Origin of the sequence: Tessaracoccus massiliensis (assembly GCF_000826065.2) — a bacterium.
GTDB classification, from domain to species: Bacteria; Actinomycetota; Actinomycetes; order Propionibacteriales; family Propionibacteriaceae; genus Arachnia; species Arachnia massiliensis_A.
This window is the reverse complement of sequence record NZ_LN623542.1, coordinates 259,458-281,031: the sequence shown is the minus strand read 5'-3', so window position 1 is coordinate 281,031 and position 21,574 is coordinate 259,458. Positions and strand designations below refer to the sequence as shown.

The following is a 21,574-nucleotide window of genomic DNA, read 5'->3' as shown; positions in this document are numbered from 1 at the left end:
CGTGGAGGACCTGGACCCAGGGCTGATAGCGGCCTACCTGGACAGAATCACCCAGCGGAGATCGCCGGCTGGACGGGGCACGTGCTCTCAGGTCGACTGTTTGAACGTACTGCGCCGCGGAAGGTGGACGATTGATCCCCGCCGCTGATGGGAAGTCGGGCTACAGCGCCCAATATGGCTCGACGCATCGTGCGACTAGATCGCATGCGATGTTCTTAGGCTGCAAGCCGACTATCGGTACCAACGAAGCGCTCGTCTGTCCTCGATGCTGCGGGATCCTGCGGATCAACGGGTCGGATAAAGCTTGTTGTGAATCTCGGCGTGGCGTCGGAAGTTGGAGGCCGTGGCTTCGTTGAATGCGGAACACTGACGTCCAGCAAGGACGTCGACTGCTTCAGCCAAGGCGCCAGTTGTCGACCGGCCAGCGACGAGAGTCCCGTCTTCCCGAACGATGAGGTAACCGAGTTCGAAAAGTGCGTCGCAGCCCAGCGCGCAGACGAGCATGGCTGCCGATGCGAAGTTAAGGCGCTCGGCGTCGTTGAGGTGCCGTCTCGGGAATATGTGAGCAGCAACAAGCACCGATGCAGTGAGAACTCTCCCACAGATCGCACATGGCGCTTCGGGCGCTCCGGCCAGGAGGCCCTTGCGGAGGTGTGTTTGCTCTCGACGAGCGCGAACTGTTGCTGTTATGTCGGTGTCGTCGAGGTCGAGCATGAGTGGGGTGGGAACATTGCTCACCCAATGCGTTGCCAGTTGGCGAGGATCGCCGGAACCGAGACGCGGGCCTATCGCGTCGTTGCCCGACCGTTCTGCTCGGGCGACACAGTCCTTGCATGGCCGGAGTTCCTCCATTTGCTCGTCCGTGGCGAGGGAGGGTGGAAGTCCGATCCAGGTGCCGTCGTCGTTCCTCTTGAAGTGGTCGCAGTCAGCGAAGTGGCGCAACGTGATCGCCGAGTCATTCGGCAGGCCGGTGCCCAAGTCGATCGGTGTCTTCACCCACTCGATGGACGGCCATTCCAACTGGACTTCGATTTGCTGGACGCCATCCTTGAACCCCCACAGTGAATGTAGATCGGAGAGGATTGCTTCAACGCCGTCAATCGCCGGGTCTTCGATGTCGCCCCGAGCTCTCCGGAGCTCGAGATGGATAGCCTCCAGGGCCAGGCTCATCGCTTCCGGTAGCGGCAGACCATTGCTGATCCCAAGGAAGTTTGCCCATTCCAGCACTGACACAGCGGTGGACGCATGCCATGAGACCCGTTGGTCGGGTCCTCGGTAGGAGAGGTGGCTGACTACCTGAGCACACCTATACACCGGGTGCGACCGGTGGAAGGCCGTCCGGGCGGCCATCAAGGCTTCCAACTGCGGCATTGCGACATCTCGATAGATAGGCAAGCTGGTCCGTCCTCCCGGGCTACAAGGGTCGGCGAGAGCTGATCTGTTCCCCGCTCGTCGATGAGATGACCCGGAAGTGACATTACCGGACGGGGTCATTGAGGACGCGCGGACCAGGGGCTGGTTGACCTCGGGGCGCTGTGTGCGCAGTTATCCCGGAGCCGATGGCCCACAGTCGCTTTGCGGGAGAGTGATCGGCGCGACTTCACCAGTATGGAAATCACGTCGCACGCTCTGGCGCAGTGCCCAACAGTTGCCGGTAGTGTTCCGGGCAGAGCCCGACAAGGGGCGGTGACAACAGCATCGCAGGGCCGATGAGGAGTGCGGACATGGGCAACGGGGTCGAGCTGATCAGCGACGGTGAGGGTCTGGCGGTGATTGGGAGCGCCGACGACGTCGAGCGCTTCCTCCTCGACCAGGGTCTCAATCCGGCGCAGTCGACTGCGCTCGACGTCCGCCGTCTGGGTCCGATCATCGGGGCAGGAGGCGCGGCGGCCCGGATGGGTTCGGATTTCGCGGCCAACTCCGGCCGCTGGGTGAAGCTCACGGCCGAATCGGCCGAGGCGGTCAAGCACTACGGACTCATGGACACAGACACCCCCGGCGTCAGCCATGCCATGATCGGCAAGCGCGGTGACATCCAGCAATGGCTCCAGATCTCAAAGGCCCCCGGCGCGCTTCTCAGCGGCCCCTTTGCTCTGTCCGCGCTGTCCACGATCATGCAGCAGCAGGCGATGCAGCAGCAAATGGATCGGATCGTCGACTACCTTCAGGAGATCGACGAGAAGGTCGACGATATCCTCCGCGCCCAGAAGGACGCGGTGCTGTCGGGGATGATCGGGGTGGATCTCGTCGTCGAGGAGGCGTTGACAGTCCGCGAGCAGGTGGGGCGGGTGTCGGAGGTGACATGGTCGAAGGTGCAGGCCACATCCATGACGATCGCCCGGACCCAGGGCTACGCCCTCCGCCAGATCGACGCCATCGCCGAGAAGCTCGAGAAGGCCGACGACCTCGGTGACCTCGCCAAACGCACCAGAGAGGCCGAGCCGCGGGTTCGCGAGTGGTTGACGGTGCTGGCGCGGACGTTCCAACTCCTGGATGGAGTGTCGGTGCTGGAGCTGGACCGGGTGCTGGACTCATCGCCGGAGGATCTCGACAGCCATCGGCTGGGTCTGGCCATCGCGAGGCAGAACCGCCGCGACCTCATCGCCCGCAGCACCGCGCGGATCCTTGCCCAGATGAGTACGACCATCGGCAAGGCCAACTCGAAGGTGCTGTTCAACCCCTTCGACTCGCCGGCGGCGGTCCGAGCGAGCCGTGAGGTGGCCAGCGGCGTCGTCACGTTCCGGGACGCGCTCGGCATAGAGTCCGTGCACGACGACGTCGACGCGAAGCCGTGGCGGAGTGCGGCCGGTGAGGTCCTGGAGAGGGTCCGGACGTCGGGTGCCGAGGGAGCCGCGACGGTGAAGCGGCTGGGCGTCGAGGGCATCGACCGCGCCACCGGGATGTTCCGTCCGTTGGACATCGACGGCGACGGCGTTCCCGACCAGCCGCGCGCTGCTGCGGGGATTCAGCGGGCCGGGTCTGCGGTCAAGGGGGCCGCGGGTTCCGCCGGGGGAGCACTGAGCGGATTGTTCAAGCGGAAGGGCTCCGACGCCGTCGATGATTCGGGGGAGGACTCGGACGCAAACGCGTGACCCGAGGTGAACTCTGGTCGGCTTCGCGATCAACCACCGGAGACGACCAGCTGCAACAACCTACTGCAACATCGATGTTGCAGTAATTGTTACAGCTGCCCCAGTACCCAGGTGGCTCGTGGGTCGCGCTTGGAGTTGCCGCGCCAGGTGACGATGCCTTCTTCCTCCAACGCGGCCAGCGCCCGCGTGGCCGTCATGCGGGTGACGCCAGCCAAGTCGGCCAGCTCACCGGTGCCCATAGGGCGTTGGTGGAGGCGGAGCACGGTCAGTATCGCCCTGGCGCTGGACGTAAGGCGGGCGGTGACCTCCGCAGGGAGCGCATCGACGGCGAGCAGGGTGAGCTTCACGGACGAGGACGTCTGCTCGTAGATGGGGTCGGCCAGACCGCGCTTCCGCATCTCGCTGAAGAGGCGTCGGATCCCCTCGCCGAGTTCGCGGGTGATCCCCAGATCGGCGCACACCCTCGCGATCCGAGGATTGCGTGCGTACCGCGTCACCTCAAGGGGGCGTGACGGGTTGGCCAGACCTGGGAAGCGGCCGGGCGAGGTGATCTCGACACGGTTCGGGAAGATCTCGAACCGGATGTGATCACCCATCATGCTGTACGACCTATGTACAACCGCGTTGACCAGCCCCTCTAGCCACGCACCCCGGGGGATGCGGGACGTGGCCTCGAATAGCCCTGCGGGGCTGAGCTGTTCCCACTTGGGCATCAGTGGTTCGATGGTCTGGGCTGCTGCCCTTATCTGATGCGGGATGGACCCTTCGATTCGCCTGTCGCCTCCTGCCTCGAGCGTCATCGCGTCACCGACCCCCCTCGCATCGGCGCCGTACTTGAGCACGCGAACATGCGCGTTGGGGAATTCGCGCTGCGGTCGCTCATCAAAGAGCAACGCCGCCGCCACTGTGACACGCCCCCGTCTGTCGATGAGATCACGGGCCGCTAGCGCGCGCTGGGCGGAGTCCACGCCGGCGAGTGACGCGTAGCCGTCGAGCTGAGCAGGGTCGAGGTCGTCGACGGCCAGAGTGGTTGGTGATGCCTCGTACTGCGCGGACCCCCGGTCGTAGACCAGTTCGCGCTCCTGCGCGCCGGTGAGCTTGCGAGATTCGTCCCCGACGCGGAGGTAACAGTCTCCCTTGTGGGTGTGGTGCACGGTTTCGCCAGGTTCGACGCGGAGCACCATGACTGTGCGAGGGGAATCCCCGTCGACGGTCAGCTCGTCCACGTGCATGCGCACCGGGGGCAGCGTGTAGTCCATCGCCGCTTGCCTGATGGCGTTGCGGCGCTGAGGCGGAACATCTTCGAGGACGCCGTCGTGCATTCCGACGACGATGACACCGCCATCAGCATTTGCCATAGCCACCAAGGGGGCGGCCAGGTCGCGCGGGGCGACTCTGGCGGACTTGCGTTCGAACCACTGGTCCTCTGATACCTGAGCGAGCGCGCGTTCGATCATGTCGGGAGCGAGCGCCAGGGCGGTGTCAACGGCGGCTGAGGTCATGATCTACTGTAACATTTATACAGTACGTTTCAGATCACGAAGCCGTGGCTAAGGGCCAGTCCGCGGAGATCGTTGCGAGCCCTTCGAGGTGGAACTCGTCGTTGTGCTGGTGAATGGCCACGACGGGCAGGGGCGTCGAGAGATGCTCCGGTTCCTGCAGGAGGCACGGGATCGTGTGCCCGTCGGAGGCGCGCAGCAGCACCCGTGACAGCGAGATGCCTTCCCATGGTCCCGTGGCCGAGACCTCGGCATCGACGATGTGAATCCGGGCAGGCTCGATGCCCAGCAGGCGTCTGACACCTGAACGATCCATGACCACTCCTCCTCAGGCCCGTTGGGCGGGTTTCCGATACTCCTCGCGGAACAGGTTGATGAACGTCGTGGGCGCATCCGGTCCGTAACGGCCAATGAGTTCTTCGCTCAGCCCTCCGTATCCCTCGTCGAACAGCGTGGCTCGCGCGTAGTAGTAGCCATGGCGGCTACAGCCGAACATCCACAGGACGGCAGGATCTCGGCCGAATGACTCGAGCAGGGCCCTATCTGAGCGCAGCAATCTCTGCTCGTCGAATCGCGGCTGGCGCCGGTAGCGGTCGCGTTCCTCGAAATAGGAGATGCCCCACGAGTTGCCGCTCGTCCTGTCGCCGCATCTCGCGAGAGCGTCGAAGGTGGCGAGGATCTCCCTTGAGTTGTCGGTGGATTCTTGGGCGGAAGTCGTTACGTCCTCCGCGCGGAGTGCCCCCGCCAGGGCCTGAGTGTCAGCAGCGCCCGGCGGGCCCGCGTAGCCTCGCTGGGTCACCACTACCAACTGTTGATGCCCCGACAACGGAAAGACGCGAGCCTGCCGGCTCGGGGTGACCCAATCGACCGGCAGCAACGTCCCGGCACCCAGGCCAAGTCTCTCCGCCGCTGCGATCCACGGCTTGCCGAAGGCGAACACATGGGGCACGTCCAGCTCGCTGAGCGGGTCGAGGATGAACCGCTGCAACAGGTCGTGGGGTGGCAGCATCGCGGCTGTGACGCGCTTCGAGTGGAACGGGTAGAGCTCGACGAACAGGAGATCCGTCGCCTGGATGCTCGGGTCATCGTGCAGACGTCGGGCGAAGGTGAGGCGGGCGTGCTGGTATCGGTTGCGGCCGTACACCGACTCCCACGCTTCATCCGAGTACGGCCCCGAGGCCGCCCACTCGCCGTAGCTCGTCTCACGGATCCGCCGGGTGTAGACGCCGTCCGGCCCTTGGAAGTGCGGAGCGGGAGCGCCCGGGTTGAGGCCCAGCATGACCAGCGCTGGCGTCGGCCCATCCAGGGACCCGATGTAGGGCTCCGGTATCACCTCGAGATTGACCGCCCCCGCCCCCTTGCCCGAGTAGCCGGCCAACCATCGTTGTAGGTCGGGGTGGAACGCGCGGTCGCCACGAGCCCAGCGTCCGACCTCCTCATCCCAGAAGTCCGTGATGGTGCGCCGACTCGACATGCCCCGATCCTCGCACGGCTTGGACCACGGATCTCCCGCCGCAACCGAATCTCAGCTCCACACCGAGGCAGAAGTTGCTGGGCCACCGCCCGCACCTGAGGCATCCTCGATAGGCTGGACCTCACGATGAGTAGGACTGACACCTTCGCACCCGGCAACGTCGTGGTGCTGCTCGACGAGGACTGGCTGGTGACGTCAGTCGACGAATCCTCCGACGGGCCCGTCCTCAACGCCCAGGGCCTGTCCGATCTGGTCCGCGGCCAGGACGCCGTCTTCTACCCCTCGCTGGACCGGATCAAGCTCAACGATCCCCGCGACACTCAAGTCCGCGCCGACGACTCACCCAAGTACCGCCGCTCCCGCCTCTGGGTGGAGTCCACCCTCCGCAAGACCGCCGTCCCTCTCAGCGACGACTCGCTGACGGTCTCGCCCCGCATGCTCGCCCGCCAGCTCGGCTACCAGCACAAGGCCGTAGCCAAGGCCCTCGACCCCGCGACACTGCGGCCCCGCATTCTCCTCGCCGACGCCGTCGGCCTTGGCAAGACCCTCGAGATCGGCATGATCCTCTCCGAACTCATCCGCCGCGGCCGCGGGGAACGGATCCTGGTGGTCACCCCGCGACACGTGCTGGAGCAGATGCAGCACGAGATGTGGAGCCGCTTCGCCATCCCGTTCGTGCGCCTCGACTCCCAGGGCGTGGCCCGCGTCAAGCAGAAGCTGCCCGCCAACCGCAACCCGTTCTCCTACTTCCGCCGCGTCATCACGAGCCGCCGACGATGCCACGAAGGCGAAGGTCAGGTTCTCCTCAGCCCGGCCTTCCCCGGCGGCATCTGGCTGCCTGCCCGGTTTCGTCGTAGGTGACCAATAGGGTTTCAAATGAGCAAGGGATCAAGGGGACGAGTACGTGGCAACACCAGAGCAGTTCATTGTCGACAACACCGCTGAGGACTGGAAGGCGCTCCAGTACGTCCGCGAGTGGTGCGACATCAGCTCCGCGATCGACATCGCGACGGGCCACTTTGAGATTGGCGCGTTCCTCGCCTTGGACGGCGCGTGGCAGAAGGTTGACAAGATTCGTCTCCTGATCGGTGGCGAAACGAGCCGCACCACGGCCGACGCCATCGCCGCCGCCTTGGACACCTCGATCGTCGTTGAACGCCAAACCGGCGACGCGTTCCTGACTGGAGTCGAAGCCGTGGTCGACGGCATCCGCACCAGCAAGATCGAGATCCGCGTCTACAAGCCGAAGAAGTTCCACGCCAAGGCCTACATCACCCACAGCAAGCTGAAGGTCGTCGGTTCAGCTGCCCTGGTCGGCTCGTCGAATTTCACTCGCCCGGGGCTCACGCAGAACGTCGAGCTCAACGTGAAGTTCCAGGGGCCAGAGGTTGCCGACCTCCAGGAGTGGTACGAACAGCATTGGTACGACGCGACGCCGGTCAACCCGGAGTTACTCGCTGTGATGGAGCACAACGTGCGCGAGTTCACGCCGTTCGAGGTTTACGCCAAGGCGCTTCACGCGCTCACGGCCAACGTCGACCCCACCGACAGGTCTTGGGAGGAGTCGGAGTCGGTCATCTACCCGATGCTCGCCCCCTACCAGCAGGAAGCGTTTCACTCGCTCGTCGAGATGTCGCGCCGCTGGGGCGGCGGCTTCTTGACCGACGGCGTGGGTCTCGGCAAGACGTTCGTCGGGCTGATGTTGACCGAGTACTACGCGGTGCGGCACCGCAAGAACGTGCTGATCATGGCGACCAAGACCGGTCAGGACGCGGTGTGGAACCCGGAGATCAAGGAGAAGCTCCCCGAGCTGTACGGAGGGCAGTTCTCCAACGTGATCGTGAAGGCCCACACGGATCTCACCACCAAGGCCGGTGCTGAGGCGATCGAGCACTTCGCCAAGCGGGCCGACGTCGTGATCATCGACGAGGCCCACAACCTCCGGAACCACGGCACTGTGCCGACCGAGGAGAATCCGTGGGGCTCACGATGGTGGCGCATGGAGAAGATCTGTCAGGGCAAGATCGTCTTCAACCTCACCGCAACGCCGATCAACAACTCACTCTTTGATCTTGTCCACCAGACAGAGCTGTTCACCGGAGTCGATGAGGACGACCACTTCGCCAGCATCGGCATCAACAGCCTGCGCAAGTACTTCGTCGCGCTGGAGAAGCCCTTCAAGGCCGCCGTCCCGGATGCCGCGGCGATTGCAGACTTGATGGCCAAAGACAAGCTGTTCCAGTCAATCATTCACCAGAACAGCCGAAAGTATGCCGTCGAAAGCTCGAAGGTGGTGGGCGGCTCAGAGGTTTTATTCCCCGACACCCAGGTCCCGCGCGTCGTCCCATACGAGTTCGGGATGCTCTATTCCCCTCTTTTCACCGAGCTGCAGAACGCGTTCAGCCGCTCCACGCCGCTGTTCGTCCTGCCGATGTACTACCCGTTGGCGTTTTCGACGAAGAAGGACGTCGACACGAAGGCTGAGAACCGCCAGAAGCAGGTCGTCGCCCTGATTCGGACGATCTTCCTCAAGCGGTTCGAGTCGAGCTTGGCCGCCTTCGCGGGCTCCTGTCTCGATCTGTCGGCCAAGGTGCTGCACTGGCTCGACGTGAACACCAAGATTGACCCGGATCAGGAGAGCCGCTTGGCCGATTGGCGCACCGTAAACGAGACGACTCTGGAAGCGATCCACGCTCGTTATCGCGCCACTTTGGAGGAGGTCTGGCACGAAGAAGACCTTACGGAGGAGGCACTTAGCGAGCTGGACTACAACCTCGTGGGCGGCGACTACGAACTCCAAGAGATGATCGACGCCGCGTTTGACGATCTCGATCAGCTCAAGCGCTTCATGGACCTGATCTTGGACGGCGCCGGCGTGGACGACAAGTACCTCCGCCTCCGAGACCTGCTGATCGGACGGCGTAGAACCTCGGCGAATAGGGGCGAGGAGGTGCTCGACCCGCAGATCTTCACTCCGGAGTTCCGCACCCAGCAGGTGATCGTTTTCACTGAGTTCGCCGACACCGCCCGTTACCTCGAAGAGAGGCTCAGAGAGGACGGCCTCACCGATGTCGACCGGATCGACGGCTCACGCACCGCTGGCTCGTCGCGCTACGAGATGATCAAACGGTTCGCCCCCTTCTACAACAAGGTGTCGGCAGCCGATCGCAAGAAGCTCACCCCTTTGCGCGTACTCGTCTCCACCGATGTGCTCAGCGAGGGTGTCAACCTTCAGGACGGCACCCTGTTGGTCAACTACGACCTTCATTGGAACCCCGTGCGTCTGATGCAGCGCATCGGTCGCGTAGACCGACGGATGAATCCGGCCATCGAGAAGGAACTGGTCAATGAGAGGCCCTCGGCGAAGAAGTCACGCGGAAAGATCCAAATCCGCAACTTCCTTCCACCGGCCGAGATCGAGGATCTGATCAAGCTCTACAGCCGCGTCCACGGGAAGACGCTGATGATCTCCAGTACCCTCGGCATCCCTGGCGGCAAACTGATAGACGAATTCGACCTGTACGACGACGTGAAGGTCTTCCAAGCCTTCAAGGACGAGTACAACGGCGACATCGCGCCCATTGAGGAGCTCCGTCTGCAGTGGCTCACCCTGGCCAAGGACAATCCCGGACTTGAAGAGCTGGTCGAGCGGCTCCCCGACGGCATATCTTCTGCCAAGGACGGCAAGCCCGCAGGAGTCTTCGTCTGTCGCCGCATTCCAGTGCTCACCAAGGCTGCCGACGACGCCGAAGTCGAGTGGAGCATCGAGCCGGGCGAAATCCAGTGGTCGCTGCGCACGACCGGGCATGTCGAGCGCAGTCTTCACACGATCGATGGCGCCATCGCCGCCGTGCCGACCACACCTGGCTCTGCTTTCAGCAACCGCCCGAAACTGCACGCTGCGCTGCGCCAGTTTGAGCGCGACGAGACCAAACAGCTCCGCAAGGAGAACCAGATGCCACTCGACGCGCCTTCACCCAAGACGCTGTGCTGGATCGAGGTGCAGTGATGGTCGCCGACGCCAAGCTCCGCGAGCTCATCCGCAATGCCCCAAAGGGCACCTGGGCGCTCATCGACTTCCTCCGCGAAGGCCTCTCCTGGCCGTTGCCTGACGTGACCACTCTTCAGTCCGACGACATCCTCATCGACTGGAAGCCAGAGGAGCTGCACCTCGACCCCGCCAAGGTTGCCAGGCTCATCGACATCAGCCAGCTCCCGCCGCTGACGGCCAAGCAGAACTTCGGCGTGTTCTTCCTGAACTTCGACGGCCGCAACCTGCCGATCACCGCAGTTCGTCGACTCGTCCACCGACTCGTCAGCAACAAGCGCGGGAAGGGTGGCGGCACCCACCCGACGTGGGCACTTGACGACCTGATCTTCTTCTGCGTCGCCAACGGCGACCAGCAGTTCATCCACGTCGTGAACTTCCGTGAGAAGGAGGGCAAGCGGGTCCTGCGGGTGCTGTCGTGGTCGGACAAGCCCACCGAGACGCGTCTCGACCTCCTCATTCGCAAGGCTGTCCCGGAGCTCTCCTGGACCGCCAGCGACGCACCCCAGCTCGTCACGGACCGCGCGGGCAGCCGCGCTCTCGCCAGTTACCGGGAAGGCCTCAGAAGCGCGAAGCAGCTCTCCCGCCGGATGGCAGAGGTGGCCCAGGACGTCCGCGACGAGGTCGCCGATCTGCTCGCGGTCGAGACCAAGACCGGACCGATTCGCGGCCTATATCGCGACGTTCGGGAGCAGCTTCTCGGTGACATCAGCCCGGAGCGCTTCGCTGACGTCTACGCCCAAACGATGGTCTACGGCCTGCTGACGGCACGCATCGCGCACCCGGAGCAGTTCGAGTCCGAGCAGTCGCTCGCGGTGATGAAGTTCGACAACGAGTTCCTTGATGCGATCTACGCCCGGTTCCGCGAGGGATCTGACGGCATCGTCGACGTCGACGAGCTCGGTCTGGCCGACTTGGCCGAGCAACTTGCTAGCACGAACGTCGACGAGCTCCTCGCCGACTTCGGCGCTGACAACCAGCGCGACGACCCGGTCGTCTACTTCTACGAAGAGTTTCTTGCCCAATACGATCCCGAGCAACGCAAAGACCTCGGCGCCTTCTACACGCCCAAGCCGGTCGTGCGCTACATCGTTAAGACCGTCGACGACGCGCTCAAGTCCTTCGGGCTGCCGCTCGGCGTCGCCGACCCGACGACCTGGGGCGAGTACGTCAAGGCCCACCCTGAGATCGCGATCCCCAAGGGCGCGCTGCCCGAGGACTCGGTCGTCTCGATGTTCGACCCCGCCAACGGCACCGGGACCTTCCTCGTCGAGTGGCTCGAACAGGCCAAGAGGAACGCTGGCGAGGTCGGGCTCAAGACCGCACTGAGCCATGCCTCGGCCCTGGAGATCTCACTCGCGTCCTACGCCGTGAGTCACTTGAAGGTCTCGCTCGACCTCCCTGAGGACCTGCGCGAGCAGGAGCGCATCCCCGTCTTCCTCGGCGACACCCTCTCCGAGAAGCGTGTTGCCCGCATCAGCGGCCTCGACGACCCCATCGGTGCCGAAGGAGTCCAGGCAGACCGGGTGAAGTACGACTGGCATCACAACGTGCTGATCGGCAACCCGCCGTATGACCGTGTCGAGAGCCAGGGCACTGGGGGCTTCATCACTGCGGTCACCAAGGGCAACAAGACGATCGGTGAGCGTTCCCTTTTCGACGACATCTTCGACGACGCCAGGAAGCACACGATCTTCAGTCACCACGCCAGTGTCTACAACCTCTACGTCTACTTCTGGCGCTGGGCCATCTGGAAGGTCTTCGAGGAGAACACCGGCCCTGCAGTTGTCTCCATGATCACCGCGTCCTCCTGGCTCGACGGCCCTGGCTTCCTCGGACTGCGCCGCCTTGCCCGCGAAGTAGCCGACGAGATCACCGTCGTCGACCTCCACGGCGACAACAAGGGTGCTCACAAGGACGAGAACGTCTTCGACATCGAATCGCCGGTCGCGATCGTGACACTCGTGCGCCACGGGAACGGCGACCGGAGCACGCCCGCGCCCGTGCGCTACTCCAGCTTCCGGGGCACGCGCACTTACAAGCTCTCTGCACTTAACGATCTGGCCAACGGCAAGGCCACGCTGAGCAGCACGGACGCCAGCTCGGCTTGGCATGCAACCTTTGTCCCCGCCGCCGGCGGCGACGAATGGGCGACGTACCCCGCGACAATCGATCTCCTCCCGTTCCAGATGCCGGGATGCAAGTTCAATCGAACGTGGCCGATCGCGCCAACGGAAGAGTTGCTCAAGCAGCGTTGGGAGCGCTTCATCTCCACCGACGACGTGTCGGACCGCGAGCGCTGCTTCGTCACGGGGTCCGGCCGGAACATCCACACCAAGGTTGCGGGCCTGAAGAAGTTGGCCGACGAGCCCATCCATGCGAAGAGCGCGCCCATTGTCCGGTACGGGTACCGCTCCTTCGACCGCCAGTGGGCGTTCCAGGATCCCCGCCTAGCCGCACTCGAGCGTCCTGCGCTCTGGGCTTCGCTCTCCGGCAAGCAGCTGTTCTTGCTCACGAAGCCGACGTTTCGGCTCGGGCGCGGTCCGGCGGCAGTTGTGTCAGTCGGAGTGCCGGATCTTGATCACTTCCGCGGCTCCTTCGGCGGCAAGGATGTGATCCCGCTGTACCGCGATGCCACAGGGACGCCTAACGCAGACCCGGCGGCACTTGGTGTCCTGAGCGAGAAGCTCGGCATCAAGGTCACCGTCGAGGAGCTCTTCGCCTACATCTTCGGCATGCTCGCTGGCACCGACTACACCGACCGCTTCCACGAAGCCCTGGAGACACCCGGACCGCGGGTTCCTGTCACCTTGGACCCCGGTCTCTTCGTCCGCATGGTTGTCCACGGCGAGAAGCTCATCTGGCTTCAGACCTTCGGTGAGCGCTTCGGCTCGGACAAGCTCCCGACCGCTGGGATCGGGTGGAAGTCCGAGCCCTCTCGCCTCCCCGAGGCGAGGGCGGACATCAAGTACGACCCTGCAACCGAGACCTTGCAGGTGGCCGACGGGGTCCTGACAGGTGTCCCCGCAAACGTCTGGAACTTCGAGGTCAGCGGGATGGACGTCATCCCGAAGTGGCTCGGCTATCGCATGTCCAAGCCCGCGGGGCGAGCCGCGTCCAGCGACTCCCCGCTCGACCACATCCGACCGTCTACCTGGGTCCCGGAGTGGAGCGCCGAGCTCACCGAGATCGTTGCCGCGATCAAGCAGACACTCGCGCTCATTCCCGAAGGCGTCACTTTGCTGGAAGCGATCATCGCCGGCCCCCTCATTGCCGCCGACGACCTTCCGCCCGTCCCCGCTGCGCTCCGCAAGCCGCCGACAGGCAAAGCCGCTGACGGCCAGGACGAGTTCACCTTCGACGACGGCATGCTGCCAGGCACCAACGAAGGTGGACTCTTCTGATGACCTTCAAGCCGAACCTCTCGGTCAAGGAGGGCCTCGACCACCTCGCCAAGCGCCTCGACCCGATCATCGCGGCCAAATTGGCGGACAACTTGGGTGGACACCCGTGGACAGTCGTGCTGGAGATCCTCGACCAGAAGAAGGGCTTCACCAACGGCTATAAGTACTGGACCTACGACCTCCAAGCGCAGCTACGAATGCTCACCGAGAAGCTGGGCGACTTCGGCTACCCCTTCGACGACAAGCAGCGGACCGTCAGCACGCTGGGCAACGAGCTGCGGATCGTGCGCAAGCAGATGGCACACATGCACGAGTTCACTGTCGACGAGGCTTTCCGCGCCAACGACTTCGCTGTGCGGTTGTTGGAGCACTTCGACGACGCCGACGGCTTGGAGGAGGCGAAGCGCATCCGACACGAAGCACTCGCCGCGCTGGCCACACAGGAGGGCGTGACAGAGCAGGTTGCCGCCGAGACCGCCTTGACACTTGCCGTCGAGGAAGCACCGGCAGCGGCCCCCGCGAAGAAACCCGAGTCCGTCACGCCAGACCCCGAAGTGTTCATCCGAGAGCCCAGTGTCATCGGTGACAAGCGCCTTGAGTTCGAGGCGTGGTCCGTCGTACAGGTTGGCGGCGTGGATGTGCTCGACGATCTCCCCAAGAAGGTGGCCAAGGAGAAGCTCCGCGCCGTGGCTGTCGAGATCGCCACTTACGAGGGCCCGATCCACCCTCGGCCGTCTCACCGACAAGACGGCCCAATCGTTCGGACTCAAGCGCGTGCGCTCCAACCGCGAGAAGAAGATCTCGTACCAGATCCAGCAGGCCGGCCTGTTCATCGACGAGGACAAGTTCGTCTGGCCCCGCGAAATCGACCCGGCGACGTGGGCCGAGTTCCGTCCCAACGACAGCGCTGCCGACCGCCCGTTCGTCCATATCAGCCCAATTGAAATCGCCAACGCCGCCCGCTTCATCGTGGCCAAGCACCCCGGCATCGCTGAGGACGACCTCGACGTCGCCATCCTCCAAACCTTCGGCCGCAAGCGACGCACCAAGCAGATCGCAGTCCACCTCTCCAAAGCAAAGGATCTGTTGTGAGCGTTCTCTACCGCGCCACCTGGACCGACGACACGACATCGGGGCAGACCGATGTCATCGACGAGCTGCGCCGTTGCGTCGCCGCCTGGGCCCAGGAGACCTCGGAGCCGTCACCGCTGGTCGAAGGGCAGACCGAGCTGGACGTCTCGCAAGGCCGACACCGTGAGGTCGACTACCGGCCAGTGAGCGCCGATGCGTTCGAGGTCACGGTGAGCGACCAGAAGCCAGGAGACGCAACCGTCTGGACGACCATCATCCGGGTCGTCGCCGACGAGTCTGGAGTTCACACACTCGTTGAGAACCGCATGGAATCCGACGACCTCACCCTCCGAGTGTCAGTCGGCCGCCCGAAGGTCGTTCGCGAGCTGCTGGAGACATCCAACAAACCCACCTTGGGCAGCAGCGCGCTCATCAATGAACCGCAGGCGATCCCAGCAGCGGGAATAGCGATCTTGGCCGAGATCCTCGCGGCCCCCGGGCGGACCCTCCCTGTCATCGTCTGCTCGGAGCCGGGTGGGAACCACGACGGTTCCTGGCTGAGGTGGGCCGACAAAATCGCCACGCGCACCGAAGGCGTCGCTGTCGTAATCACGCTCGACAACGATGCGGTCACGGCGTTCAGGAAGGAGATGGGAGAGCTCGCCGTCTGGGGCGGCGGCATTCGCGTCTACGCCCCCGTGTCCGTCTCACCTGATTCCGACGGATGGCGGCACAGGTATTACCGGCGCACCCGATTGGAGGAAGCCAACCAGTCCACGATCGACCGCATCGTCTACTCCGTCGCGCAACTTTCAACACGCCGACGTATCCCCGACGTCTTTAAGGTCTTCGGCGAGAGCGGCCTACCGGCTGATGCCCTCGATGGGATGATCCCCGCTTCAGACTTGGCGGCAGCCCGCGAGCAGTGGGAATTCGAACGGGACTTCGCACTCGCCGAGCACAGCGAACTAGAGAAGGAACTCGCCAAGGCCACCGGCCATTTGGCGCGCCTCAGGGATGAGCTAATCGCACGCGGCCTGGGCGACATGCTTTGGGGCACCCAGCACGAGGTGGCGGCCTCGATCCCCGATGAGGTCCAAGATGTGTCGGACGCCGTGCTCGCGGCCCAGATATATCTGTCGAAGTGGCTGACTCTGCCCGAGACAGCGCCCCGGGAGCTCGACGATATCGATACGGCGCCGAACGCCTTCGCTTGGGGCAACACGACCTGGCGTGGTCTTCGCGCACTCGCGGCGTACGCGGAAGACTGTGCTAACGGCTGGAACAAGGGGGGCTTCTGGGAGTGGTGCGCCGAGGGACAGCTGCTCGGATGGCCGGCGACCACAAAAAAGCTCTCCATGAGCGAGAGCGAGACCGTGCAGAACAGCGACAAGCTCAGCCGCACCAGGATCTTCAAGGTCGACAGCGATGTTGATCCCTCGGGTGAGATCACGATGCTCGCTCATCTTAAGATCTCTGAGGGCGGTGGCAGCCTCGCCCCACGCGTCTATTTCCACGACGACACCCGGGGCGTCACCGGCAAGGTTCATTTGGGTCTTGTCGGCCCGCACTACCTCGTCCCGAACAAGTCAGCCAATTGAGGGCGCTGGCGGCCGAGGCGCCCAACGACATCTTCATCGCCGAGGACGCCCACCAGCGGATCTACGGGCGGAAGCTGATGCTCTCGGCATACGGGATCCGGACGCAGGGGCGGTCGCGGGGGCTGAAGCTCAACTACCGCACCACGGCGCAGAACCTGGCGTGGGCGGTCGGGGTGTTGACCGGGCAGGAGGTCGTCGATTCCGACGGCGAGGCCGAGACCATGGTCGGCTACCTGTCGGCGCGTACGGGGCCCAAACCGGAGGTGCGGTCGTTCCCAACACTGACGGCGGAGCTGGACTTCGCGGCGGACCTGGTCGGTGCCTGGGTGGGTAGCGGAGACGTGGCGGCTGAGACTGTCGCGGTGCTGGTGCGCGACCGGTGACCCGCGACCGCGTCGTCGCCGGGCTGGGGGAGCGGGGCGTCGAGGTGCGGGCCCTGGAGGCAGGGACGGTGAGGCCGGGCTACCCGGTGGCGCTGACCATGCACCGGGCGAAGGGCACGGAGTTCGCGTGGGTGCTGCTGTTCGGGGCTGAGCGAGGACTCGATGCCGATGGGGTTGAAGGCCTACGACTATGACGACGAGGAGCTCAGCGAGGCGCAGCTGCGGGAACGCTCGCTGCTGTACGTGGCGGCGTCGCGCGCCCGCGACGAGTTGGTCGTGACGTACAGCGGCACACCGTCGTCGCTGCTGCCAAGCTGATCCTGAGCGGATCAGGTGAAGAAGGATTCCGGGCCGCTGACGATACCTGGTCGCCACGGGGTCCACGTCTGAGGATGCGGACCCACTACCAATAGCCACTGCGCAACACGCTCCGCCGCAGTCGATACCTCAGTGGCGAAAAGAGCTGATCTGCCTAGAGTGGCTCGCTTCCATTAAGGCGTGCATGGCGCCATAATGGCTCCATGCCGAATATTCAGATCAAAGACGTGCCGGACCAGACGCATGCTGTGCTGCGCCAGCGGGCTAGCGCGGCGCACCAGTCACTTCAGGAGTACCTGCGCTCGAAGCTGATCGCCGAGGCCGCCCAGCCGACGTTGGACGAGGTGTTGGCCAGGGCCGGCGGGCGCGCCGGTGGATCGCTGCCGCTGGCCGACGCGGTGAGCGCGTTGCGGTCCGACCGTGCTGGTCATTGACGCCAGCGTCCTGGCCGTCGCACTGCTTGACGACGGCCAGGACGGTGACACAGTGCGGGACAGGCTGCGCGGTGAACGACTCGCCGCACCCGCGCTGGTCGACCTCGAAGTGGCCTCGGTGTGGCGCGGCCTGGCCCTCGGCGGCCACCTGGACCCGCGCCGGGTCCGGCTTGCTCTTGACGACCTGCAGGAGCTGCCACTCCAGCGCGTCGAGCACACTTCGCTGCTGGTTCGCTATTGGAAACTGCGGGACAACCTCACTATCTACGACGCCGCGTACGTTGCCCTCGCCGAAGCACTCCAGGCGCCCCTGCTCACCGGTGACAGGCGCCTCGCACGATCCACCGGCCCACGCTGCACCATCGAGGTCGTCAAGGCCCACGGTTGACGTCACGGTTGCCGCAGAGGTCGAGGATCTGCCGCAGCCACTCCCCCGACTTCGCGTCGCTTGCGGGCAATATGTTCGTCACCTCAACCAGTCTGCCCCACAGACTTTCGGTACTCTCACGCGCCGCTGGGGCTTCAGGCGATCTTGCTCGGGTAGCGCTGGCGCGCGACCTCTCCGCTGGGCCGACGCAGGCGGCGGGCTTCGCACGGCCGTTTGCTGCTAGGTGACCGCGACCCCGGATGAGTTCCTCGCCGCCGGCAGCGGAGGCCCGGACCCACGTGATGCTCATCTGGGCCTCCGGCATCCAGGGCAGGATCGGCGCCGGTGCCACCGGGTCGAGCCCGGCGGAGCCCGGTTGGCGGCCGTCCCGCGTCAGCCGCAACCAGGACGCAAGATCCTGGCAGGTGGACCACATGCCGCCGCCCGGCCCCAGACCCCCCAGGACCCACGGCTCTGCGGGTCGCCCGCCAAGCCGGCCCTTGGTCCATCCCTCCGGCAGGTCCGCCACAGTCGCGGGGAGCAGCGTGTCGGTCAGTGCGAACGGCTCCAGAATGCGTTCCGTGAGCAGCTCGCCGTAAGTGGTCGCGGCCTTCGCCGCCAGGAGGTGGGCGAGCAGGGCGATGCCGGCAGTGGAGTAGGAGTAGCTGCCCCGTCCTTCCGTGCCCTGCTGGAGGGTGTCGGCGACGGTCTCGGCCGCGTCCTGCCGCAAGCCGTCTGCGTGGAGCAACCCGAACCACGTGTTCTGGCTCCCGGCCGCTTTCGCCGTGAAGTCCGGGAGGCCCGAGGTGTGGGAGGCGAGCTCCCGCAGCGTGACGTCGGCCACCTCGGATCCGCTTGCGTCGGTGATCTCGTCGACGGTGGTGTCTAGGTGTACTGACCGGGAACGTTGATCAATCGTGAGAACGGCGGTTGGTTCCCACAGGCCGTGTGGGGCCGATGGTGGTTGTAGTAGTGCAGCCAGCCCTCGAGCTCACCGCGCCGCTCAGCCTCGGAGGTGTAGCAGCGAGCGTAGGCCCAGCCATCGGCCAGGGTGCGGTGGAAACGCTCGACCTTCCCGTTGGTCTGCGGCCGATACGGCCTCGTGCGCTTGTGCCGGATGCCCAGCTCGGCGCAGGTGTCTCGCCACAGGTGTGAACGGTAGGCGCCGCCGTTGTCGGACAGGATCCGCTCGACCGTGACACCGCGGGCGTTGAACCACTCGACAGCCCGAACGAGCACGGCGGCGGCGGTGAGGGAGGTCTCGTCGTCGTGGATCTCGGCATAGGCGACGCGGGAGTGGTCGTCGATGACGGTGTGGACGTAGGCCTTGCCCATGAGCGGATCCCGCCACTTGTTGCGGGGCTTGTCGGGTGTGGCGGCTCGGTTGCGGTCGCCTTGTTGTCGGCCGACGTAGCGCCAGCCGCCGCCGTCGGGGATGTTGCCGAGCTTCTTCACGTCGACGTGCAGCATTGCCCCGGGGTGGTCGTGCTCGTAGCGGCGCACTGGCTCCCCGGTGGCGCGATCGACGTGCGACAGCCGGTTCAGGTGCGCGTCGACCAGGATCCGGTGGACCGTGGACGGTGCGATCCCCAGCCGGCAGGCGAGTTGGACTGGGCCTTCGCGCAGTCGGAGGCGGAGCTGGATGCAGCGCTTCGCGGTGGCGTGGTTGGTCTTGTTCGGCGACCGGTGCGGCCGCGAGGTCCGGTCCTGCATGGACTGGCCTGTGCGGTAGCGGTCGGCCCAGCGCTTCACGGTGGGCCAGGAGACCTGAAACCTGGCGGCGACCTCGCTAATCGGCCAGCCTTGGTCGACCACGAGCTGGGCGACGATCAAGCGGTGGCGCGGCGTGAGGGCAGCGTTCGGATGTGACATGAGGACCTTTCGTGCTACGCCGGGCGGCGCGCAGTGGGACCTGGATGAGTGTCAGGTTGGGCTGACGTGGATCCGTAGTGCTTGGGCCGCGAAGTCGGCGGCTTCGGAGCTTCCGAAGGCGGGATGGAAGTCGGGATTGGTGACGTAGAGGTTGGCCATGCCGAGCACCATGGCGGTCGCGTTGGCCGGGTCGTTGGCATGGGTGGGGGTGCCGGGGATCTGGGCGAACCAAGCGACATGCGCAGCTGCATGGGCCTGTGCCTCGGGGCTCGATGGCCCATGGCCGGCGGCGTGCAGCTCGCCCCAGCGGGCAAGTAGCTGCTCGGCATCGGCCTGGAACTGCTGCTGTTGTGCCAACGTCTTGGCGTGCCACCACTGGTTGGAGGCGTCGAAAGCTCCTTGCCCCCAGCGGGAGACCACCTCGGTCTTGTAGCGGTCGTTGAAGCCCTCGAGCATCATGTCCATGCGGGGCAGACGCCCCTGGCGGCGCATGGCGATGGTGTGCTCGACAGAGGCTATGCGCCGGTCCAGAGCTTCACGGTCACGACGGAGTCTGACGAGGTGCTTCTCCAGGGCAGCTACCTCGTCGGCCTGATCGTGTTCGGAGTCGAGGACTGTGGCGATCTCGTCGAGCGACACCCCGGCGTCGCGCAGCAGCAGGATGCGTTGGAGGCGGGCCACGGAGGTTGGGCCGTAGTAGCGATAGCCGTTGGCGCCGATCCGGTCAGGGGTCAGCAGGCCGATCTGGTGGTAGTGCCGCAGGGCTCGGCCACTGATCCCGGCACGTTGCGCCAGTTGCTGGACGGTCCACTCCACCACGACCCACCCTCCTTCACTGTCCAGTCGTTGCCAGACCCAACTGTGGCAGGGCCACGGCCAGGATGTCGGCTGCGGGGACCGTCACGCAGTCGGCTGCACTGCGACCGGTCGCGGACAGGTAGGCGTTGACGATTCGGGCACCCGCTGCATAACCCGCCCCGGTGGGCAGGCCCACCGGGGTCCCGCCGAACAGGCGCGCGCTGGCATCGCCCAGAACCCAGGCACTGAAGTCCCGCATCCCGGTCACCCCCAGCCCCTCGACGACCCGCGCCAGCACCGGGTCACTGGTTCGGGTCTGATCGCTGACGAAGTGGGTGAATCCCCGCGCACCGTAGGTCTCGGCAGCGAACAGGTCCGCCAGGCCCTCAGCCACGACGTGCTCACCGACGGTGACGGTCCTGGGGTCCCACACCACGCCGCCGGGCGAGTAGCGCACGTTGTGGTGGAGCTCATGCAGTGCGATGGCCTCCAAACGGTCCAGTACCTGCGAGGTGGGCCAGACGGTGATTGCGATGAAGCCGCTGATCCCGCCGAAGGCCGACAGTCCACGGATCTCGTCCATGAAGTGCTTGTTGTCGGGGTCGCCCAGGACGAGTAGCACGCGAAGGTCAGGCATGGACATGCTCGGGTTGGCTGCTGCCAACCGCTCCAAGCCGTCCTGCACGGCGCGCTCGACCCGACCCCACGCATCGGCTGCTTCCAAGGCCTCCAGGCCTTCGAGGACCAGGTCGCGTGGGGCTTCAGGTCCGAAACCGAAGTTCTGGGCATGTACCTGGGCCAGGTCCGGGCCACCCGGGATGAAGAAGTACATGCCGGCCATCGGCGCCCACAGGGCACGGGCCGCCTCATCCCACTCGCCCGGCTGTGCCTGAGCCAAGCGCCGCATGCCAGCGAGGCTGTCGATCATCGAGACTGTCATGCCCACGACCGTACACATTGACGTTACGGCAAGGTCAATCTCCCGCTTCGATCAACGTCTCCGGTCAGTACACCTAGGCCCACTTCGGCCTTGGCAACCATGTCCATCAGCACGGCGCCACAGAAGGTCTTCGACACCGAGCCGATCCCGAAGGGGGTGGTCTCGTCGGCGCCGATGCCCGCGAACTGCGTGGCATCCCCGTCGACATAGGCCAGTGCCACGCGATTGAGCCCCCGGAGGTGGGGGTCCACGCGCCGGAGCAGCGCAGGATCA

The 21,574-nt window shown here is 65.1% G+C and carries 20 protein-coding genes and 1 pseudogene; 12 read left to right on the top strand and 9 right to left on the bottom strand.

The genetic code is table 11. The features are described 5' to 3' along the window. Window positions 1-285: 285 nt before the first annotated feature. Window positions 286-1,227: a hypothetical protein gene (locus BN1186_RS08355; RefSeq protein WP_139650971.1), complete on the bottom strand. Its 942-nt coding sequence runs from the start codon at window positions 1,225-1,227 to the stop codon at window positions 286-288. Between the two features lie 497 nt (window positions 1,228-1,724). Between BN1186_RS08355 and BN1186_RS08350 the strand changes: the two genes are divergently transcribed. Beyond that, window positions 1,725-3,092, top strand: coding sequence for a hypothetical protein (locus BN1186_RS08350; protein WP_040283604.1), 1,368 nt, complete (start codon window positions 1,725-1,727; stop codon window positions 3,090-3,092). A gap of 89 nt (window positions 3,093-3,181) precedes the next feature. Here the strand turns inward: BN1186_RS08350 and BN1186_RS08345 are convergent, their stop codons facing one another. The 3 genes from BN1186_RS08345 to brig1 are packed head-to-tail and all read right to left on the bottom strand — an operon-like array spanning window position 3,182 to window position 6,065. Continuing rightward, complete coding sequence (locus tag BN1186_RS08345) at window positions 3,182-4,594, bottom strand: ATP-binding protein (RefSeq protein ID WP_082031191.1); 1,413 nt, start codon at window positions 4,592-4,594, stop codon at window positions 3,182-3,184. 34 nt (window positions 4,595-4,628) lie between these two features. Beyond that, on the bottom strand, window positions 4,629-4,907 hold the full coding sequence (locus BN1186_RS08340; RefSeq protein ID WP_040283603.1) for a hypothetical protein: 279 nt from the start codon (window positions 4,905-4,907) through the stop codon (window positions 4,629-4,631). 12 nt (window positions 4,908-4,919) lie between these two features. Then, a complete protein-coding gene (brig1, locus tag BN1186_RS08335) occupies window positions 4,920-6,065 on the bottom strand; it encodes an anti-phage DNA glycosylase Brig1 (RefSeq protein WP_040283602.1) in 1,146 nt (381 codons plus the stop codon). A 126-nt stretch (window positions 6,066-6,191) separates the two neighbouring features. On the opposite strand from brig1, the pseudogene BN1186_RS16030 reads away from it, so the two are divergent. The 11 genes and pseudogenes from BN1186_RS16030 to BN1186_RS08290 form a co-directional block, all read left to right on the top strand. Continuing rightward, window positions 6,192-6,833: pseudogene (locus tag BN1186_RS16030) on the top strand (DEAD/DEAH box helicase family protein); the annotation flags it as partial. A 136-nt stretch (window positions 6,834-6,969) separates the two neighbouring features. Further along, a complete protein-coding gene (locus tag BN1186_RS08325; protein WP_040283601.1) occupies window positions 6,970-10,074 on the top strand; it encodes a helicase-related protein in 3,105 nt (1,034 codons plus the stop codon). Next, window positions 10,074-13,517 (top strand): type ISP restriction/modification enzyme, encoded by a 3,444-nt coding sequence (locus tag BN1186_RS08320; protein ID WP_040283600.1) that lies wholly within the window; start codon window positions 10,074-10,076, stop codon window positions 13,515-13,517. The genes BN1186_RS08325 and BN1186_RS08320 overlap by 1 nt, the downstream gene beginning before the upstream one ends. Continuing rightward, window positions 13,517-14,461 (top strand): Swt1 family HEPN domain-containing protein, encoded by a 945-nt coding sequence (locus BN1186_RS08315; protein WP_218975438.1) that lies wholly within the window; start codon window positions 13,517-13,519, stop codon window positions 14,459-14,461. The genes BN1186_RS08320 and BN1186_RS08315 overlap by 1 nt, the downstream gene beginning before the upstream one ends. A gap of 25 nt (window positions 14,462-14,486) precedes the next feature. Then, window positions 14,487-14,609 carry a hypothetical protein gene (locus BN1186_RS16265; RefSeq protein ID WP_281278453.1) on the top strand — a complete coding sequence of 41 codons (123 nt, stop codon included), beginning with the start codon at window positions 14,487-14,489 and terminating at the stop codon, window positions 14,607-14,609. Further along, window positions 14,606-16,189, top strand: coding sequence for a hypothetical protein (locus BN1186_RS08310; RefSeq protein WP_218975437.1), 1,584 nt, complete (start codon window positions 14,606-14,608; stop codon window positions 16,187-16,189). The genes BN1186_RS16265 and BN1186_RS08310 overlap by 4 nt, the downstream gene beginning before the upstream one ends. Then, complete coding sequence (locus BN1186_RS08305; RefSeq protein ID WP_052459955.1) at window positions 16,186-16,572, top strand: hypothetical protein; 387 nt, start codon at window positions 16,186-16,188, stop codon at window positions 16,570-16,572. The genes BN1186_RS08310 and BN1186_RS08305 overlap by 4 nt, the downstream gene beginning before the upstream one ends. Beyond that, entirely contained in the window at window positions 16,569-16,766 is a 198-nt protein-coding gene (locus BN1186_RS08300; RefSeq protein WP_052459954.1) for a hypothetical protein, read from the top strand. Before BN1186_RS08305 ends, BN1186_RS08300 begins: the two co-directional genes overlap by 4 nt. Continuing rightward, complete coding sequence (locus BN1186_RS15470) at window positions 16,741-16,890, top strand: DNA helicase UvrD (RefSeq protein WP_074436974.1); 150 nt, start codon at window positions 16,741-16,743, stop codon at window positions 16,888-16,890. Before BN1186_RS08300 ends, BN1186_RS15470 begins: the two co-directional genes overlap by 26 nt. Before the next feature lie 203 nt (window positions 16,891-17,093). Then, window positions 17,094-17,324: a FitA-like ribbon-helix-helix domain-containing protein gene (locus BN1186_RS08295; protein WP_040283599.1), complete on the top strand. Its 231-nt coding sequence runs from the start codon at window positions 17,094-17,096 to the stop codon at window positions 17,322-17,324. After that, entirely contained in the window at window positions 17,311-17,712 is a 402-nt protein-coding gene (locus BN1186_RS08290; protein WP_040283598.1) for a type II toxin-antitoxin system VapC family toxin, read from the top strand. The genes BN1186_RS08295 and BN1186_RS08290 overlap by 14 nt, the downstream gene beginning before the upstream one ends. Here BN1186_RS08290 and BN1186_RS08285 read toward each other — a convergent pair. Genes BN1186_RS08285 through BN1186_RS08265 form a run of 5 tightly spaced genes read right to left on the bottom strand, consistent with a single transcriptional unit; the run spans window position 17,696 to window position 21,522 of the window. Next, window positions 17,696-18,607, bottom strand: a complete 912-nt coding sequence (locus BN1186_RS08285; protein ID WP_246043295.1) for a serine hydrolase domain-containing protein — start codon at window positions 18,605-18,607, stop codon at window positions 17,696-17,698. The genes BN1186_RS08290 and BN1186_RS08285 overlap by 17 nt on opposite strands. Then, entirely contained in the window at window positions 18,577-19,563 is a 987-nt protein-coding gene (locus BN1186_RS08280) for an IS481 family transposase (protein ID WP_040283597.1), read from the bottom strand. The genes BN1186_RS08285 and BN1186_RS08280 overlap by 31 nt, the downstream gene beginning before the upstream one ends. Before the next feature lie 51 nt (window positions 19,564-19,614). Beyond that, complete coding sequence (locus BN1186_RS08275; RefSeq protein WP_052459952.1) at window positions 19,615-20,382, bottom strand: MerR family transcriptional regulator; 768 nt, start codon at window positions 20,380-20,382, stop codon at window positions 19,615-19,617. A gap of 13 nt (window positions 20,383-20,395) precedes the next feature. Next, window positions 20,396-21,301, bottom strand: coding sequence for a DUF2268 domain-containing putative Zn-dependent protease (locus BN1186_RS08270; RefSeq protein WP_040283948.1), 906 nt, complete (start codon window positions 21,299-21,301; stop codon window positions 20,396-20,398). Window positions 21,302-21,324: 23 nt separating this feature from the next. Continuing rightward, the gene (locus BN1186_RS08265; protein WP_180349042.1) at window positions 21,325-21,522 is read right to left on the bottom strand and encodes a serine hydrolase; all 198 of its coding nucleotides are present in this window, start codon (window positions 21,520-21,522) and stop codon (window positions 21,325-21,327) included. Window positions 21,523-21,574: the final 52 nt, after the last annotated feature.

What these genes read in the sequence shown, in the direction of transcription:
- BN1186_RS08320 (WP_040283600.1), top strand. Translation starts at nt 10,074, where the DNA reads ATGGTCGCCGACGCCAAGCTCCGCGAGCTCATCCGCAATGCCCCAAAG.
- BN1186_RS08340 (WP_040283603.1), bottom strand. Translation starts at nt 4,907, where the DNA reads ATGGATCGTTCAGGTGTCAGACGCCTGCTGGGCATCGAGCCTGCCCGG.
- BN1186_RS08315 (WP_218975438.1), top strand. Translation starts at nt 13,517, where the DNA reads ATGACCTTCAAGCCGAACCTCTCGGTCAAGGAGGGCCTCGACCACCTC.
- BN1186_RS08270 (WP_040283948.1), bottom strand. Translation starts at nt 21,301, where the DNA reads ATGACAGTCTCGATGATCGACAGCCTCGCTGGCATGCGGCGCTTGGCT.
- BN1186_RS08345 (WP_082031191.1), bottom strand. Translation starts at nt 4,594, where the DNA reads ATGACCTCAGCCGCCGTTGACACCGCCCTGGCGCTCGCTCCCGACATG.
- BN1186_RS08280 (WP_040283597.1), bottom strand. Translation starts at nt 19,563, where the DNA reads ATGTCACATCCGAACGCTGCCCTCACGCCGCGCCACCGCTTGATCGTC.
- brig1 (WP_040283602.1), bottom strand. Translation starts at nt 6,065, where the DNA reads ATGTCGAGTCGGCGCACCATCACGGACTTCTGGGATGAGGAGGTCGGA.
- BN1186_RS08295 (WP_040283599.1), top strand. Translation starts at nt 17,094, where the DNA reads ATGCCGAATATTCAGATCAAAGACGTGCCGGACCAGACGCATGCTGTG.
- BN1186_RS08350 (WP_040283604.1), top strand. Translation starts at nt 1,725, where the DNA reads ATGGGCAACGGGGTCGAGCTGATCAGCGACGGTGAGGGTCTGGCGGTG.
- BN1186_RS15470 (WP_074436974.1), top strand. Translation starts at nt 16,741, where the DNA reads ATGGGGTTGAAGGCCTACGACTATGACGACGAGGAGCTCAGCGAGGCG.